At 46.9% G+C, this 15,268-nt stretch carries 16 protein-coding genes; 9 read left to right on the top strand and 7 right to left on the bottom strand.

What is annotated here, in order from left to right:
• Positions 1 to 181: 181 nt before the first annotated feature.
• Positions 182 to 784 carry a Uma2 family endonuclease gene (locus tag QUA88_RS09000; RefSeq protein WP_333054458.1) on the top strand — a complete coding sequence of 201 codons (603 nt, stop codon included), beginning with the start codon at positions 182 to 184 and terminating at the stop codon, positions 782 to 784.
• 9 nt (positions 785 to 793) lie between these two features.
• Here the strand turns inward: QUA88_RS09000 and QUA88_RS08995 are convergent, their stop codons facing one another.
• Positions 794 to 1,561, bottom strand: a complete 768-nt coding sequence (locus QUA88_RS08995; protein WP_333054457.1) for a YebC/PmpR family DNA-binding transcriptional regulator — start codon at positions 1,559 to 1,561, stop codon at positions 794 to 796.
• Between the two features lie 148 nt (positions 1,562 to 1,709).
• On the bottom strand, positions 1,710 to 2,348 hold the full coding sequence (locus QUA88_RS08990; RefSeq protein ID WP_333054456.1) for a histidine phosphatase family protein: 639 nt from the start codon (positions 2,346 to 2,348) through the stop codon (positions 1,710 to 1,712).
• Between the two features lie 63 nt (positions 2,349 to 2,411).
• Here QUA88_RS08990 and QUA88_RS08985 point away from each other — a divergent pair, with 63 nt between their 5' ends.
• The 4 genes from QUA88_RS08985 (at position 2,412) to QUA88_RS08970 (ending at position 4,203) form a co-directional block, all read left to right on the top strand.
• Positions 2,412 to 2,684, top strand: coding sequence for a BrnT family toxin (locus tag QUA88_RS08985; RefSeq protein ID WP_333054455.1), 273 nt, complete (start codon positions 2,412 to 2,414; stop codon positions 2,682 to 2,684).
• Positions 2,671 to 2,892 (top strand): hypothetical protein, encoded by a 222-nt coding sequence (locus tag QUA88_RS08980; RefSeq protein ID WP_333054454.1) that lies wholly within the window; start codon positions 2,671 to 2,673, stop codon positions 2,890 to 2,892. Before QUA88_RS08985 ends, QUA88_RS08980 begins: the two co-directional genes overlap by 14 nt.
• Positions 2,893 to 3,601: 709 nt before the next feature.
• On the top strand, positions 3,602 to 3,856 hold the full coding sequence (locus QUA88_RS08975; protein WP_242716968.1) for a hypothetical protein: 255 nt from the start codon (positions 3,602 to 3,604) through the stop codon (positions 3,854 to 3,856).
• On the top strand, positions 3,856 to 4,203 hold the full coding sequence (locus QUA88_RS08970) for a type II toxin-antitoxin system RelE/ParE family toxin (protein ID WP_333054453.1): 348 nt from the start codon (positions 3,856 to 3,858) through the stop codon (positions 4,201 to 4,203). The genes QUA88_RS08975 and QUA88_RS08970 overlap by 1 nt, the downstream gene beginning before the upstream one ends.
• Positions 4,204 to 4,262: 59 nt before the next feature.
• Here QUA88_RS08970 and QUA88_RS08965 read toward each other — a convergent pair whose 3' ends face one another.
• Positions 4,263 to 4,952, bottom strand: a complete 690-nt coding sequence (locus tag QUA88_RS08965; RefSeq protein WP_333054452.1) for a class I SAM-dependent methyltransferase — start codon at positions 4,950 to 4,952, stop codon at positions 4,263 to 4,265.
• Between the two features lie 333 nt (positions 4,953 to 5,285).
• Here QUA88_RS08965 and QUA88_RS08960 point away from each other — a divergent pair, with 333 nt between their 5' ends.
• Positions 5,286 to 7,118 (top strand): polysaccharide biosynthesis/export family protein, encoded by a 1,833-nt coding sequence (locus QUA88_RS08960; protein ID WP_333054451.1) that lies wholly within the window; start codon positions 5,286 to 5,288, stop codon positions 7,116 to 7,118.
• 452 nt (positions 7,119 to 7,570) lie between these two features.
• Here the strand turns inward: QUA88_RS08960 and larE are convergent, their stop codons facing one another.
• The 4 genes from larE to fraC form a co-directional block, all read right to left on the bottom strand.
• Positions 7,571 to 8,398 carry an ATP-dependent sacrificial sulfur transferase LarE gene (larE, locus tag QUA88_RS08955; protein WP_333266863.1) on the bottom strand — a complete coding sequence of 276 codons (828 nt, stop codon included), beginning with the start codon at positions 8,396 to 8,398 and terminating at the stop codon, positions 7,571 to 7,573.
• Positions 8,399 to 8,752: 354 nt separating this feature from the next.
• On the bottom strand, positions 8,753 to 9,526 hold the full coding sequence (locus QUA88_RS08950; RefSeq protein ID WP_333054448.1) for an ABC transporter permease: 774 nt from the start codon (positions 9,524 to 9,526) through the stop codon (positions 8,753 to 8,755).
• Between the two features lie 189 nt (positions 9,527 to 9,715).
• On the bottom strand, positions 9,716 to 10,714 hold the full coding sequence (locus QUA88_RS08945) for a DUF5357 family protein (RefSeq protein WP_333054447.1): 999 nt from the start codon (positions 10,712 to 10,714) through the stop codon (positions 9,716 to 9,718).
• A gap of 5 nt (positions 10,715 to 10,719) precedes the next feature.
• On the bottom strand, positions 10,720 to 11,238 hold the full coding sequence (gene fraC / locus QUA88_RS08940; protein ID WP_333054446.1) for a filament integrity protein FraC: 519 nt from the start codon (positions 11,236 to 11,238) through the stop codon (positions 10,720 to 10,722).
• Between the two features lie 227 nt (positions 11,239 to 11,465).
• Between fraC and QUA88_RS08935 the strand changes: the two genes are divergently transcribed.
• The 3 genes from QUA88_RS08935 to QUA88_RS08925 all read left to right on the top strand — a co-directional run bounded on the left by QUA88_RS08935 (position 11,466) and on the right by QUA88_RS08925 (position 15,078).
• Positions 11,466 to 12,599, top strand: coding sequence for a cob(I)yrinic acid a,c-diamide adenosyltransferase (locus QUA88_RS08935; protein ID WP_333054445.1), 1,134 nt, complete (start codon positions 11,466 to 11,468; stop codon positions 12,597 to 12,599).
• Between the two features lie 280 nt (positions 12,600 to 12,879).
• Positions 12,880 to 13,056 carry a hypothetical protein gene (locus QUA88_RS08930; protein ID WP_333142473.1) on the top strand — a complete coding sequence of 59 codons (177 nt, stop codon included), beginning with the start codon at positions 12,880 to 12,882 and terminating at the stop codon, positions 13,054 to 13,056.
• A gap of 6 nt (positions 13,057 to 13,062) precedes the next feature.
• Positions 13,063 to 15,078 carry a calcium-binding protein gene (locus QUA88_RS08925; protein WP_333271291.1) on the top strand — a complete coding sequence of 672 codons (2,016 nt, stop codon included), beginning with the start codon at positions 13,063 to 13,065 and terminating at the stop codon, positions 15,076 to 15,078.
• The last annotated feature ends 190 nt before the right edge of the window (positions 15,079 to 15,268 follow it).

The following is a 15,268-nucleotide window of genomic DNA, read 5'->3' as shown; positions in this document are numbered from 1 at the left end:
TCTAAAAATGCTTCAATTCTAAAATCTAAAATCTAAAATCTAAAATCTAAAATCGATTAATCCAGCCCAAAAACGGATACAAGCCTCCGACTCCCCGATCGACTAAGACTTTCGAGCGCCAAGCTAAAATAGTGTAATATCAAGGTATTATATCACCCCTGCACCAAAAAAAGGAAAAACCATGACGACGCTGCTAATTCAAACCGAAAGCGTCCCACTGACGGTCAATTTCCCTGCGATCCAATCGATGACTGTTGAACAGTTTTATGAATTCTGTCTAGTTAATCGCGATTTGAGAATTGAACGTACAGCCAGTGGGGAAGTTATCATTATGTCACCAGCCTTTTCAGATACAGGGAACCGCAACTTCAAGATTGCCCTACAATTGGGGAACTGGGCAGAACAAGATGGCACAGGTGAAACGTTTGACTCCAGTGCAGGCTTTACCTTGCCGAATGGAGCAACCCGATCTCCCGATGCCTCATGGATTAAACTAGAGCGCTGGAATGCCTTAACTGAAGAACAAAAAGCCTCATTCGCACCGATTTGTCCAGACTTTGTGATTGAATTGCGGTCTGCTAGTGACACTCTCAAGGGATTGCAAAATAAGATGCAAGAATATATTGAGAACGGTGTATCGCTCGGCTTTTTGGTCGATCGCAAAAACAGAAAAGTCTATATTTACCGTCCCAATCGCGAACAGGAAATCTTAGATAATCCTGAAACAGTCAGCGCAGATCCAGAGTTACCGGGATTTGTCTTGCGGATGGCAAAAATCTGGTGATTTAGAGCATTAAACCATACTCAAAGACATCAATTCATCTGTCATTTCAAAATTCGCCGTCACACTTTGCACGTCGTCCAAATCTTCCAGTGCATCCATTAACTTCAAGAGCGATCGAGCTTTTTCAGGAGTGTCTATTTCCACTGTATTGCTCGGAATCCAGCGAGTTTCCGACTGCACAACAGCAAAAGTTTTTTGTTTCAAAACATCAGCCAACTGTTCCAAATTAGCCACACTTGTAAATACCTCTGCACCTTCAGTATCCTCATCAATTAATATCAAATCATAAGATTCCGCAGCCGCCTCTAGCGACGCTTCAAACAATTGTTCCTCATCAATCGGCCCGCGTACCGTACAAACTCCTTTGTTGTCAAACATCCAGCCCACACAACCAGTTTCGCCCAGGTTGCCGCCATTTTTAGTAAAAGCTTCTCGCAAGTCAGCCGCTGTGCGGTTGCGATTGTCTGTCAGCGCTTCAATCAGAATAGCAACTCCGCCAACGCCGTAACCTTCGTAGCGAATAGCTTCTAAATCCGAACTTCCCCCCGCCAAGCCAGCACCTTTGGCGATCGCCCTTTCTATGTTTTCATTAGGAATATCCGCCGCCTTGGCTTTTTCAATAGCCGTCCGCAGTTGAAAATTGCCAGCGGGATCGGGAACTCCGCTGCGGGCCGCGACAATAATTTCGCGAGATATTCTAGCAAAAACCTTGCCTTTAACGGCATCAACTCTCGCTTTTTGGCGTTTAATATTCGCCCACTTACTGTGTCCAGCCATATCGATTTAAGATTTTCGATTTAAAATGTGCGATCGAGATTAAACAATAACACCCAGATTCGGACTAATCAGATGAACGTAGGGTGCTCTTCTGCCGCGCACCTTACACACATAGCATAAAATGCGATTTTTGGCACGAATCTCAACTTTAATTAAACCGGATCGCGGTTTCAGAGTCAGTCAGGTGAGAAGTATCGCCATTAAGTGCGATCGACCATTCTCCCTCATCCCGCACCACTTTCACCAAACAGCACAAAGAAGCGTTAATTTCCGTTTCTGCACCCCCCGCCAGCCCGATCGCAGTGCCTAAAACCGACGCACCGTGACCTACTAATAACATATCTTCGGGAAAATCAGCCACGAGGCGTTTAGCCGTTTCCCCCGCCCTTTTGAAACAAGCTTCCACGGTTTCGGGATAATTAGCAATACCGCCTTTGTAGGAAGCATCAATCCTGGGAAAACGCCTGCACAAAGCTTCGACGGACTCTGTTTCCGGCATTTCTGTCATCCATTCAGGATTCAGCCATTCGCACAGTCCCCAATCTAGTTTAATTGACAAATCGAGAGCTTCTGCCGCGTGATTTGCTGTTTGGACAGTTCGCAGAAAAGGGGAAGCAAAAATATGAGAAATTCCTTCTCCTTTGAGGCGATTTGCGAGTTGTTTGGCTTGAACGTGACCGTCTTCGGAAAGGTGGGGATCGTAGCGGTGTTCTGCGGTGAGAAACCAGTCGGGGTTAACGAAGTCGATGCGGTTTCCGTGTCGTGCGATCCAGACTGTTTGTGGCATGAGTTGGTTTGAGTTTTGCTTCTAGGTGTAATATTATATCAAAGATGCTGATTTGGGCTCTTTATGAAATTCGAGTGGGATGAAAAGAAGGCAGCGGTAAATTTGTCCAAGCATGGGATCTCATTTGAGGAAGCCAGAACGGTTTTTGACGATCCCCTCTACGTCGATTTCTACGATCCGGATCACTCTGATGAAGAAGATCGCTATATTATTGTTGGAGAGTCCCAGCAAGGTAATTTATTGATAGTGTCGTATACAGAAAGAGCAGATTTTATTCGTTTGATTAGCGCCAGAAAAGTAACACGAGTGGAGCGAGAAGTTTATGAAGAAGGATGAAACAGGGATGGACGATGAGCTTCGGTCGGAATATGATTTGAGGAAGTTGCGTGTAAGAAGGGTAGGATCGGGACGAAAGACCTTTGGTGGTGTAAATATTCGTTTAGAACCGGATGTTGCAGAGATGTTTCCCGATTCTGAAGCAGTGAATGAAGCTCTGCGGTTTTTGATTAGAATTACTAAAGAAAACGTGGTATCTGAGAAATAAGCCCGCGAAATAAGCCCCCCGATCGATCCGTGGGGTCGCTTTAAAGTCTTTAATTAATTTTATCGCCACTGTGCCTTATATAGCCATTCTAAATCATTTGTGAACTTCTTACTCCCTCCCCTTAGTAAGGGGAGGGTTGGGGTGGGGTAAAAAATTACGACTCATGTAGGATTGCTATAGTATGTGCAACTATTTGACACTGCGCTAAAATTACATCAGTCACTCTCTATTGTCCAATGGCTCAATCTATAAGCTGTCGCGCATTTAAATTGTAGGTTCAGGGCGGGCGGGACGCCCACCCCACAATAGTTTGATTATTTTTTGACATCCAATTTAAATGCAGAACAGCTTAAAGCAACTCCACGCCCAAATTCAAGCCATGCCCAGCGATTCGGTTAAGGCGATCGTGCTTTCATGACTGAATCAGTCCAACGGTAATCTCAGCGACTTTGAACAATCGCAGAAATTGCCGAGGAAACGGAGGGATATCAGTGGGGCGAAATTGACACAGCAAAGGAGTTTCAAACCCTCAGTGAAGAAGAAACGATCGCCTTGAGTCTCGCAGCCTTCCAAGATTACCAGAAAAACAAGACGGGCCGCAGAGCTCGATCGGTTTCAGGAATGGGCAGATAGTTTAGGAAGCGATCGTTTTGGCTACCTATGCCAAAATAAAGTTAGAAAATAAAGTTAACCATTGATCATAACTTTTATGACTCTTACACTCACCTTACCCCCCCAAATCGAAGCACTGCTGCGCCAACGGGCGGAAAGTACAGGACAAGATATAACCAGCGTTACCCTAGCTGTTATCGCGTTCGGACTTAGCTTTGATGAAAGCGATTTCTTCGAGGCATTAGAAGGGATTCAACGCGGACTTGATGACTTCGATCGGGGTCAGTTTTCTACTCTGGAAGAGTTTGTCGATAGACAAAACCAGAAATACGGACTTTCTTTGGAAGCATAATGTATCGCATTGACTTTTCCAGTACAGCTCAATCTGAAGCTGATGCAGCGTTTCTGAACTTTTCCCAATTCACGACTCCCGAACGCGCTCAAGCATGGTATCAGGGTTTGATTAAAGCGATTTCCTCACTGAAAGAAATGCCGCGTCGTTGTGTTTTAGCCCGTGAAAACGCGTTTTTCAGCCAAGAGATTCGCCAGCTTCTGTATGGAAGTGGTAAAACCACGTATCGCATACTCTTCATTATTTTTGACGATCAACCCATACCAACGGTGAGGATTATCCACATTCGCCATGCAGTCCAGCGTGCGATTGGCGAACCCCAAGATGAGGCAGAACCTTATGCTTAGCTTATCTAATTTTTTGGAAATAAGCGATCGCAAATTGCCATGCCCTCCGCAGCCGCGAATTACATTCGCCCCCTAACTCGCAGCATCTTATTCCCGCCTTTTTGAAACTCATAAGGAGCCTCTTGAATTTCTACACTAAAACTTCTCTTTTTTAATTCGGTGATAATCGGATTTAAGTGATCGGATTCCTCCCCGCTAAAACTCTGCAATAGAGGGAATACCCGGACTTCCTTCGCAACCCGACACATTTCTGTAATTGCTTCCAAATGAAATTCTTCGGAAAGCAAGTGAGAATAAGCAAATAAGAAATGGCTGCACAAAGCTAAATCGAATTGACCGTTATCGAAAGGCAAAACTGGCAGCTCAGCATTCAGGTAGCGGCCTTGCTCTAAGCCAGATGGAAAATCTTCTAAAAATTCCTGCATCGCCTTCATTCGCACTTCTCCTAGCTGGTAGGGCGATTCAAAATTGTTCCACAGGTAGCCGTCTACATTGGCTTTGACAGCATCAATCACAGTTTGATATGTTTCTTGGATGCGATCGCCAATTTCCACCGCAGTAAACTGATAAACTGGATCGCAAGAAATTACCTTTTTACCTTGGCGAGTCATTTCGGCATTGAAACTCGCTGGGCCGCCAGCACAATCAAGAATTGCTAGCTTGAGGTCACTTGATGTCAAGCTAAACATTCCTATGTATTCATCCAAGCAGCGTCCCCAGGGAATTACTTTATCCAATTTTAGTGACACTTGTCTTTGTCCTGCAGAGAGAATTATTTAACATTTTACCTCAAATCAGGGCGGTTTTTTTCTATCTCCTTTCTGCGGCGGGTTGATTTGTATGCGGACTTATGTATGAAGAATTTTGCTCAAACGAGATATTAATCCTGACAACAGTTGGCGGGCTTTACACTTTCTTTACAAACAAGGGGCAAAATAGTTAAGTGCGATCGCACAATTTTTATGCTTGTACCTGTGGATTTTGCCGCAAAGCGAGGCTACACTGGACAGCAGGGAAAATAAACTACAATCCACTAGCTAAATTGCTCTTGTTCAATGGCAGGCCGCAACCAGGGAAGAAAGATGAAATATACCGTTCAAACCGCTACAAGTCTGAGTTTGTCAGCACTCCTGGTGCTATTGAGTTCGCCGCCCAGTAGAGCTCAGTTGCCTGCCGTCAGAAATCCTGTGCCCGCTAGGAACCAAAACCAACCGAGAGTACCGCCGCCACCTCCGGGTTCGCTGACACAAGAAGCAGCTTATACTTTAGGATCGGGCGATCGCATTGCTTTAGAGATATTCGGCGTCCCTGAATTCAGCAGAGAATATCAAGTGCTAGTTGACGGGACGCTCAATTTGCCAATCATTCGTAGCGTCTCAATTCAAGGGTTGACGCTGCAACAAGCCGCTAATGTGATTACCCAGCGATACGAACCCTTCATCAATGTTCCCGTTGTTACCGTGACTCTGGTAGTCGCTCGCCCCCTAAATATAGGTCTTGCCGGTGAAGTTACTCGCCCGGGTTCATACAAGATTAATCCCACTAGAGAAGGAGGAGGAGTAAAATTCCCGACTTTGATGGAAATGCTGCAACTTGCACAAGGGGTGACATCAGCAGGAGATATGCGAAATGTCCAAATTCGTCGTCCCCGCAGAGGCGGGCCGGAGCAAGTTACTACTGTTGATTTGCAGGATTTTTTAGAGACGGGAAATTTGCGTCAAGATGTTACCATTCGAGATGGAGATACAATTTTTATACCGACAGCAAGTGCCCTCAATACTCAAGAAGTTCGTCAAAGAGCCAGTGCTAATTTTTCCGCTGATATTACTAAACCAATTGGGGTAGTAATTGTCGGGGAAGTAAACCGGCCGGGGCCTTATACTGTATTTGCTTCGGATGTGCGATCGAGCAACCAACAAACAGAGTTGAGTTTTGTATCTATCGACCAACAGCAAGGAGCAGTTGTGGGCTTACCAACAATAACTAGAGCACTGAAAATTGCTGGTGGTATCACTACAGAAGCTGACATTCGCCGCGTACAAATCCGCCGCCGAGTCAGAGGTGGCAACGAACAAACTATCATGGTAAATCTGTGGGATTTACTGCAAAAAGGCGACGCAACTCAAGATATTTTGCTGCAAGAAGGAGATAGCGTAATTATCCCGACAGCGGCTACGGTAGACTTAGCTGAAGTTTCTCAAGTTGCAAATAGCAGTTTTTCTCCGAACGCGATTAGCATCAATATTGTAGGAGAAGTAATTAGGCCTGGGGCTTTGCAGGTGCGACCTAGTACATCCCTGCACCAAGCTTTGCTCACCGCAGGCAGTTTCAATCAATTGCGGGCTAAAAAAGACAAGGTAGAACTATTGCGATTGAATCCCAACGGTACTGTTTCTCGCCGCACGATAGAGGTGGATTTTGCTCAAGGATTGAATCCTAATAATAACCCCACTCTCCGCAACAACGATGTGATTCTGGTAGCGCGATCGGGCTATGCTAGGGTAGCAGACAATATCAACACTTTCTTGCAGCCAATAACAGGAGTAGCAACAGGTATCGGCGCTGTTAGCAGCGTTTTTACTGGGTTTCAAGCAACTATCAACGCTTTTCAAAACTTATTTTTGGGAGGGGATTTCGAGCGACGAAATCAGCTCAGAGAGCTTCGCGAACAACGTCAAGACAGACAAGAGCAACGTGAAGACAGACTGCTAGAAAGAGAGCTACAACGTGAAGATAGATTGCAGCAAGCAGAAGACAGAAGACTGCAACTTGAAGACAGACGCTTGCAACTCGAAGACAGACAGCGGCAAATAGATCTTGAGAATCGGCAAATCGAGATCCAGGAGCAGCAACTTCAGCTCCAAAATCAGCAGCAGCAAATGCAGCCACAGCAAATTCAGCCAACTACTCCTTGATCGGACTCGGGCGTTGATAGTTAGCCACCATTTTTATGAAGAGGTGGTTGAAACCGCTGCATAGAGTCAAACTTTCGTCCGAGCAAAGGCAGGGCTGTTTCATTATCCGTAGGGGCCGTGCCAAGAGTGCCGGCCCTCTAGGCGTTGCTGATTTACGGTATGAAACGTTAAATAGGCCCGTCAGAGAAACCAGTATCCACAAAGCGGGTGGATTTTAAAGTGATTTTTTTTTCATACCCTGATTAAGTAACGCCACCTTGAGATTGCTTCACTGAGTTCGCTGGGCAACAGAAATACCTTACTTTTGCGTAAGTCCTGTAATCCTAACAATTCGATCCTTGAAACGTATAAGTTGCTACATCAAAGATAAAGGTTCGATTGACATTGTTCCCCTTTGTCCATGTCCCAAACTACATCAATCATGAAAAAATTTTTGTATTCGGGAAAATTAATCAACCTTTCGTTTCCAACAACTGCGGCTGCAAAACCTGATTTAATTTGCCGCTGCGAAACCCCTCCAAATCCAAAGTAGCGTAAACAAAACCAAACTCTTGAAATACCGCCACCAATGCAGGCAAATCCGTGTTTACCACAAACTCCTGAATCTCCTCTGCAGGTAACTCAATGCGTGCCGTATCTCCGTCCGATCGCACTCGCAGATTTTTCAGTCCCAACTGCCGCAAATACCGTTCGGCGCGCCCCACTCTTTGCAACTTTCCAACGGTGATTTCTTCGCCGTAAGGAAAGCGCGAACTGAGACAAGGTTGAGCCGGTTTGTCCCACCAAGGCAAACCCAATTCTTTTGCCAATTGCCGCACCTCAAATTTAGTGATTCCTACTTCGGCTAAAGGCGATCGCGCGCCGCGTTCCTTTGCCGCCTGAATTCCGGGACGGTAATCCTTTAAATCGTCACCATTAACCCCATCCACCACATAAGGATAACCCTTTGCTAGTGCTAGGGGTTTCAAAGTATCGTGCAGTTCGCTTTTGCAGAAATAGCAGCGGTTAACCGGGTTAGAAGTGTAATTTGGATTTGCCATTTCCTGAGTTTGTACTTCCTGGTGGGCTATCCCAATTTCTGCTGCTTGAATGCGCGCATCTTCTAAATCTTCGGGCAGTAGAGAGGGGGAAACTGCCGTCACTGCCAAAGCGCGATCGCCCAACACATCAAAAGCGATTTTTGCTACCAAAGTGCTGTCAATTCCGCCGGAGTAGGCAATCAAAGCCCGTTCCATTTGTGCGAAAATATCTTTTAATTGTTCGAGTTTTTCTACTAACATAATTTCATTTTTTCTTACTGCTAAGCTATCGCAATCTAATTTACAGGGTGATGTCTCTTCAACATCTTTAGGGCTTACGCACTATTGTTTAGAAACGAGGTTTTTTTTACGAAAAGACGCGTTGTAGACCGCAGATTCGGTAACAAACCCGGTTTCTGGACCCCGATGCGTAAGTCCCTATCTTGTGGGGAGGGCAGAAAAGTCCGCCCAAAGGTACTATTTAAATACAGAATAGCTTATTCGGGATCAATTAAAAGTTTGAGTTTTAGTTGAGATTTCTGAGCGATCGCCTCCTTTATATTTTAGCGTGATAATTTGATATAGTCACACTTTTGAAAGTAGCGAAGGCGCGTTTTAAAATTCCCTACGGGAAAATATGGCGATCGCAATTGACAGCAGCAGCACCACATACAGCAAACCGTAGCCAGCATCTGTAATCAAACCTGCCAAGTAAGGAACTTGTCCGTAAACAGCATCATTTCTCAAATTGAATCTGGCTAAATCCGGCAAAACCAGATATAGTCCCATCATCAATTGTTCTAGGCCAGGATTTTTAGTTAACTTGCCCAAAGCCACTAAATCCCGCGTCGAATGTCCCATCAAATAAACGCCAAATGTCAGTAAAGTTGCCAACAGCGAACTGCTGAACACCCCAAATAAAATCCCTACACCAGCCATGAGACAAAGCTCAAACCAGATAAACAGCGAAGCGATTAAAATGCTTCCCAAAGGGAAAGGAATGCTACTCAAACTCAGAATAGCCAGATAGATAACAGTCATTGCCGCTACAAGCACCGCCAGCACCGCCGACAGTCCTAAGTGCTTGCCCACAATTAACTCAGCCCGACTTATCGGCTTAGCAACTAACAGATAAACAGTGCGCTTTTCAATTTCTTTGTTGACCAGTCCGGTAGCCACAAACACTGTGGCAATTAAACCGAGAATGCTCATAGCACCCAAACCGATATCTAAGATAATTTTCTTTTCGGTTGTCGCCGCCAATTCCGGTATCAACCGTACCGAGGCGCCCATCAACAGAGCAAAAATAATAATTAAGTAAAGGATGCGATCGCGAATTACTTCCCAAAATACATTGGTCGCGACTGTCAAGATTCTTCTCAAATTCATCTAGTTATTAACCCGCTGGAAACTTTCGCCATACTTTAGTGCAAGGAAGAAGGAAGAAGGAAGAGGGAAGAAGGAAGAAGGAAGAGGGAAGAAAGAGGATTTTTTCCATCTCAGACTCTCAGACTCTCCCACTTTCAGACTCTCCCACTCTCCCGCTATACCCATCGCAATTAGTTAACAGAGACAGAATCAAACTTGAGTGTCCCCCGGCGTTCCATCTTTTTTCTGTCCGGGTTGAGAGCGTTTGATGGCATCGCAGGTTACAGTCGCCCTATTGGCTATCTGGAACACCTCGCAAGATTTGGTAAACGAATATATTTCCGGTCTAAAAACCACTCCCAGCCAAGTTGCCTGCATATCTAACTGATAGCGAGACTCTCCTTGGACGATCGAAGTTTTGACATCCCACCTCCCATCTTCTGCGACTACCCCAGTTGTTTGTAAGGCTTGATTCCGCAGAAAAAATCGCTCATTGTCAATATCTATTAACATTTGCTCTACCTGCGCCCACGGTTTTGTGCGGGCTTCATTTCGCAGGTATCGCTCCATTTCATTGAGGATGACAACTCCTCGGGAGCGATTAATAGTTGGCTGTTGAAATGTCACCACATAATCGCTTTGCCTTAAATCCTGAGATAAAACACTCGGATACTGTTCTATCCAACCTTGAATTAAAAAGTGAAAAGCAAACCAACAGGAAAACAGCAGGTGAACGAGAGTAATCATCAAAAACTGAGGGCGCACCAACGACCTGATACCTTCCCGTTTTGACTCGCTATTCCAAATCTCTATTGTAGCAAGAACTGCTACTGCTATAAGTGGGCCGGATATCCATGCTATTTCCTTCCTATCCGACGGTAATCTTATCAGTAACCACAAGCCAATTAAGATGCTTGTCACCCACGGACTCAGACTTACTCCTTTAATCACAAAAGGTTGCTGGCTGGTCAGCAAACCCATTGAAAGTGTAAATAATAACCAGCTCATATCAAAAAGCAGAGTTCTCGTCCGCCAGTCAGTTACGGCTGCCACTGTCAGCAAAGCTAAAAAGATGCTGAGTAGTAAAGGAGTCTTCCAGTGAACAACTTTAGGCGGAATCATCGCCTTTTGGATTTTTTTATTGGTTTCCCAAAGGTTGTTCGTCAGCTTAGTTAGCTGCTGAGTGACATCTAAAAATTGCTTCATCATAAATTTCAATACACGCTTTGCAAAAACAACACGGTTAAAATAACGAGATTGCTAACAGTGTGGGCGATTAAAATTCCCCCAAACTGGGTAGTTACTTGAAAAGTTTTTTTGGGAGGACGGCGGGTGAGGGTTGGTGGTCCTAAAAACTGAGGTGTGGAAGCTTTTTTATTGCCGGAAACCATGTTCTCTATGAATTCTAATCCCTGCCATTTAGCTAGAAAGGTTACTGCTAATACTGACAGTGCTATCATAGTTATTGGAGCGTAAACATTATCCCCACGTCCTAATAAAATATAACCGATAAGCTGTTCCCGCAATTCTTTGCTAAGAACGCTTTCAATGCCGAAGAAAACTAACCAGCCTACGCAAGTGCAAGATAGATTGAGGATGGCTGTATATTCAATGCTGGTTTTGGGGCCGAGTTTAAGTAGTTTTTGCAAAAACCACGATTCGATCGCGATCGCCAAAAACATAATTAAAATTTGCACCAAAACAGTCCGAAATGGGAAAACACTCGCAATCATAAGCCTTTAGGTATATCAGTCCGTGTTAAATTTTAATTGTACAGCACAAGCGGAAGAATCTTAACCGGAGGTTTGAGCACCTGATTCCGTTAGATCGCTGCTTAAAAGATTGGGAGTTAGAAGTTATCGTATAATCTGTTGAGATCCGCCAACAGAATGGAAAAATTAAACATTCAAGGCGCGCGATCGAATACCCACCCCGATACAGACTCAAACAACTGCTGATTATGGTAAGGAATGGCATTGGTATTCGGACAGCCTCATCCCGCTCGGAACGCGCCGCGGGTCAGATTCACGTCTACGACGGCGCTGGTAAAGGCAAGTCTCAGGCAGCTTTGGGAGTAGTGTTGCGCTCGATCGGGCTGGGTATCAATTCTGACTCGCCCACACGAGTCTTATTGCTGCGCTTTCTCAAAGGCCCCGGCCGCTCCTACGACGAAGACGGGGCAATAGAAGCCTTGCAACGGGCATTTCCGCACTTGATCGACCAAGTGCGAACCGGCAGAGCCGAATATTTTGGGGCCGAAGCAATCACCCGCTTCGATCGGGCCGAAGCTCAGCGAGGCTGGGATATCGCCAAAGGAGCGATCGCAAGCTCGCTCTATTCCGTGGTGGTACTAGACGAACTAAACCCCGTATTGGACTTGGGTTTGCTGCCAGTTGACGAAGTAGTCCAAACCCTCAAAAACAAACCAGAATATTTAGAAGTCATCGCCACAGGCCGAGCGGCCCCCGAAGCTTTGCTGGAGATTGCCGACTTACACTCAGAAATGAAGCCCCACTATAACCCCGCAGCGGCAGACCATCATATTTCCGGTATCGAAATATACACCGGAGCGGGGAAAGGCAAGTCTACGAGCGCTTTGGGAAAAGCTTTGCAGGCAATAGGTAGGGGTATCAGTCAAGACCAATCTCACCGAGTTTTAATCGTGCAGTGGCTCAAAGGTGGCACCGGTTATACAGAAGATGCGGCGATCGCAGCCTTGCGACAAAGCTACCCCCAGCTAGTAGATCACCAGCGGTGCGGCCGAGATGCTATAGTTTGGCGGGGGCAACAGCAAGAGCTAGACTGCATAGAAGCAGAACGCGGCTGGGAAATCGCCAAATGTGCGATCGCCAGCGGTTGGTACAAAACGATTATTCTCGACGAACTCAATCCCACAGTAGACTTAGAACTGCTGCCGGTAGAGCCGATCGTCGAAGCCCTGCTACGCAAGCCGCGGGATACAGAAATTATTATCACCGGGCGCTGCCACAAACCCCACGCTTACTTTGACTTGGCAAGCGTACACTCCGAGGTATACTGTCACAAACACTACGGCGATCGGGGCGTAGAACTAAAGCGGGGCGTAGACTTTTAAAGCCCGGAGCGGTACTCGGTTCAATCCGGGCCAGAATTATTAAATGAGGGCCCTGCCTGGAAAACCGGAAATTGCCACAAAGCCTTGTTACCAAGTAACAAATCTCCCAATTTTCCTTGTCTTCGGGATCACCCAGATCAGCCTTTTTTAATCTTTAATTTCCTCCCCCGGACGCGATCCCCGACCGCCAATCCAGAATGGAACATTAAGAATATGAGCCGCGTCTTGTAGAGCGTGAGCACCTGAGACAGTGCACCAGGATTATTAAAGGGTGAAGACATTGAATATAAAAGCTTACAAGCAAAAAATCCGCGAGGGAGAAAGTCTAGACAGGGTTAACGCCAGTAGGCTAGACTTGCGGCTGGCAAACAGGTTAAACTACAGCGGAATCCAAACATTCGGTGTTCTAGGCAGTGTCTGTAGTCGCACCAGCGATGACCAACAAGTAGAGGAGTGAAGCTTTATGACAACGTTAAATGACGATTCTAATCAACTAGATTTAAACCTTCCGGGACTGGGCCCGGATACAATCTTCGCCGCAGGCGGGGCGGATTTCGTTAGAACTTCCACCCTGGGCGGCAGCTTAATATTTGGCCAAGGCGATAACGATACTCTGATTTCAGTTGGCCCGAACGATACACTGTACGGCGGCGACGACGAAGACTCAATCAGATCCCAGCGCACTCCGGCTTTGCTGTTAGGCGACCGAGGTAATGACACCATAGTCGCTGAAGCCCGCGCTACCCTGTACGGCGGCGAGGGAGAAGACTTCGTCCAAGGTACTGTCGAAGCTAACCTCATGTTTGGTAATGAGGGCGCAGATACGATGCTGGGAGGGGCGCAGAGAGGAGATTCCCTCTATGGCGGTAAGGACAATGACGCGATCGGCTTCTTCATCGCAGGCGGTGGCAACAACCTCTCTTTAGAGGGTGGCTTGGCTATTGGCTTCGCTGGCAATGAAGGCAGCAACTTCTTGCGGGGTGATTTGGGCGACGACTTAGTTGTAGGTATCAATGTAAGAGACAGTCTTTATGGCGGTAAAGGCAACGACACGCTACGTGGTGTGGCCAGCAACAGCTACCTGTCGGGCGATGATGACAACGACACCTTAGTCATTACCAACAGTACGCAAAGCAGCCCCTTTACTACCGACGTCATCACGATCGGCATTGAGAGAACCACCTTGATTGGCGGTGGCGGCGACGATTCTCTCAACGGCGCGATCGGCGACTTTGGCGGCGGCAGAAACTTCTTTGACGGCGGCGAAGGCAACGACACGATCAACGTTTTTGCCTTTTCTGATACCGCGTTGGGAGGTGAAGGCGACGACTTCATCCGGTCGGCGTCGGTGCCGGATGTAATTTCGAGCGTAGGCGCGCGGAGTTCATTTCCAGGTTTCGCGGGTCGCAACTTGCTCGACGGCGGAGTAGGCAATGACACGATCGTTGCAGCTTTTGCGACGGATACAATGATCGGCGGTGAAGGCAACGACAGCCTCAGCGGAACCTTTACTAATGCAGCCGGTGGAGATGGCAACGATACTATCAATGCTAGCAATGCCATTTTTGCTGGTACTGGTACTGCTTTGATTACTCTCGAAGGCGGGCTGGGCAACGATCTGTTAATTGGCTACACCAATCCTACTACTGGCAGCAGCTTCACCGTCACCAACCTCATGAACGGTGGCGTGGGAAGTGACACCATCATCTTTGGCAGCCAGTTCGATCGCCTGATTGGCAACTTGGAGGGTAACGACTTCATCTCCTACGCTAGCACCGTCACCTTTAGCGGCACAGTCGCCAGCTTGATTACCGATACCTTAGGCAGCAACTTCATTATTGGTGGCAACGGCACTGATGTGATCACTACTGGTAACGGGGATGACATCCTGTTCGGCGACTCATCCAATGCTACCGACGCCGCTGGAGGAGCCGGGGACGATACCTTAAATTCCGGTGCCGGAAACGACACCTTGCTGGGCGGCTTTGGTAACGACTATTTGATCGGAGGCGACGGTAACGACTCTCTCGGCGGCGGGCCTGGTGCTGACACCCTGATTGGCGGATTGGGTAATGACAGCTTCTACTACAACAACTTCGGCGAGGGTGTCACCATCGGCGCTGACGGCACATTTGGTACTAACCCAGACCAAATCGGCGATTTTACAGTCGGCCAAGACAAGTTTATCTTCCAAATCAATGGCTCCAACGGCTTCCCCAACTTGAGGGTAGTGCCAAATACGAATCGACTTTCTTCGCAGGCGTTCTTGGCGCTTGAGAGTGGGGCGTACGAGAGCAAGTTTGCTCCAGCCGGGGCGGGCCCGACAGAGCCGTTCGTCTTCTATGAAGGTGCAAACGGAACCCAAGGCGGACGACTAGGATATGACCCTGACGGTATTGCTGGTCCTAACCCAGGCGTTACGCTGGCAAATCTGAATGGCAGACCGGGCATTACGGCTGCTGACATTATCCTGATTTAATTTGGGTAAAAGTGGGTGGGGTCGATTCTAAAACATCGCCCTATCAACTCTCAAAACTAATTGTGCTATGTTTCGAGCTGGGGATATCCATCCCTGGCTTTTTTATTGGCATTGGGAATTGGGCCGAAAAGTAGAATCTGTAGGGGCGGGTTCACCCATAAATTTTGCCACCCATCAATAATCTCGATAA

This window comes from Microcoleus sp. D3_18_C2, from assembly GCF_036702395.1.
GTDB lineage: Bacteria > Cyanobacteriota > Cyanobacteriia > Cyanobacteriales > Microcoleaceae > Microcoleus.
This window is presented reverse-complemented; position numbering and strand designations above follow the sequence as displayed.